This is a genomic window from Anaerovibrio sp. (assembly GCF_051866355.1).
Lineage (GTDB): Bacteria > Bacillota > Negativicutes > Selenomonadales > Selenomonadaceae > Anaerovibrio.
In genome coordinates, this window is record NZ_JBJDWZ010000128.1 from 1 (window position 1) to 1,982 (window position 1,982).

1 protein-coding gene is annotated in these 1,982 nt (G+C 53.4%); it reads right to left on the reverse strand.

The annotated features are described in order from the left end of the window. Positions 1 to 58: 58 nt before the first annotated feature. Positions 59 to 1,531, reverse strand: a complete 1,473-nt coding sequence (gene gltX, locus ACI3UA_RS06920) for a glutamate--tRNA ligase (RefSeq protein WP_439724085.1) — start codon at positions 1,529 to 1,531, stop codon at positions 59 to 61. Between the last annotated feature and the right edge of the window lie 451 nt (positions 1,532 to 1,982).

A 1,982-nucleotide genomic window follows, 5' to 3' on the forward strand; every position in this document is an offset into this window, starting at 1 on the left:
TGTCAGCATACTGCCAGCATACGCCGCGCGATGCGGCATCTGCCTCATGGCAGATGGATTATCCCTGCACCTTGGCAAGACCGGCCTGCAGGCGGCGGAAGGATTCCTCCCTGCCCAGAATGTAAAGGATTTCTGTTACGCCGCCAGGGGTGACCTTCTGTCCGGACAGGGCGATACGCGCCGGCCACATGAAGGTGCCCATCTTGATGCCGGATTCGGCAACGCCCGGCTGCAGTACGGCATCAATGCCCTCCGGCGTCCAGTCCTGAACCTTTTCCAGAATGGAGATGACCGTTGGCAGGATTTCGGCCGCCTTCTCCGGCGTCACCTTGTTGCGCTTGTTGGTGAACAGGTCGGTGCCGTAGTCAGGCAGCTGGCTGAAGAAGCCTATCTGCCCGTCTACCTGATTGTAGCGGCTGACACGGGTGCGGAGCAGGCTGGCGAGGTAGAGCCATTTTTCCTCGCCGATGGCGTCAGGAAGCGCACCGGCAAAGGCCCTGGCACCGGCGGCAAAGTCAGCATCGCTCATAGCCTTGAAGTATTCGCCGTTTACCCAGTCCAGCTTGTTGTAGTCAAAAACTGCCGGGGATTTGCTGAGGCCGTCCAGGCTGAACCGGCCAATCAGCTCATCCATGGTGAAGATTTCCTGCTCGGATTTCGGGCTCCAGCCCAGAAGTGCCACGTAGTTGGTAATCGCCTCCGGCAGATAGCCCATATCCACCAGCTGGCTGAAACCGGTGGCGCCGTGGCGCTTGGACAGCTTGGAAACGGAGCCGTCCTCGTTCTTGCCCATGACAGGCGGCAGATGGATGAAGGCAGGCGGCTCCCAGCCCAGGAACTGATACAGCAGTACATGCTTCGGGGTGGAGGTGATGAACTCCGTGCCGCGGATAACATGGGTAATGCTCATGAGATGGTCGTCGATGACGTTGGCGAAATTGTAGGTAGGCATGCCGTCCTGCTTCAGGATGACCTGATCCTCAAGGGTCTCATTCTGGAAGCTGATATGGCCGTGTACGGCATCGTTGAAAGCGGTTTCGCCGGTCAGCGGCATTTTCTGGCGGATGATATACGGCCTGCCCTCGGCCAGATACTTGTCGAGGGTTTCCTGGGGCAGATCACGGCAGGCCCTGTTGTAGCCGCCAAAGGCTTTGGCTTCTCCTGCCTCCTGGGCCTCATGCTGTTCCTCGCTGGAATCGCCACAGAAACAGCGGTAGGCATGCCCTCTGGCAATCAGCTCCTCGGCGTATTTTTTGTAGATATCAAGACGCTGGCTTTGAATGTACGGGCCGCAGTCACCGCCGATGTCAGGCCCCTCGTTTGGAACGATGTGGGCGGCGGCAAGGGTGCTATTAATAAAATCTACGGCATCCGCTACAAAACGCTTCTGGTCAGTGTCCTCGATGCGCAGCAGGAAATCGCCGTCGTTTGCTCTGGCAAAAAGATAGGCGTACAGCGCGGTACGCAGGTTGCCGATGTGCATGTAGCCTGTCGGGCTGGGTGCAAATCGGGTACGGATACGGTCACTCATGTTGAAAGCTCTCCTTTATATATGATATGCAAATTAATTTTTCCTTCTCAAAGTGTAAACAAAATTGCAATTTGTGTCAAGGAATATAAGGAATTGGCGGTACTTCAACTGACCATAAAACTGGCTATATTTAAAATATCTATATTGGCTATTTTAGTTATAGCCAAATGCGTATATAATTACACTCGTTCAAGGCTGAAGGACAAACATAGAAAAACTATATGCGAACATTGCATGTAAAGTAAACATTGCATGTAAAGTAAAATATAGCAATGCATAAAGCGTGGCCGCTGGCATAATGATATGGCGGTGCAGAATATGATGAAGTGTAGCCGCTGGCAGAATGACATGCGGTGCAGGAATATGATGAAGTGCAGCCGCTGGCATAATGATATGGCGGTGCAGAATATGATGAAGGTGAGGATTTTATTATGAGCGAGCAGAAAACCGA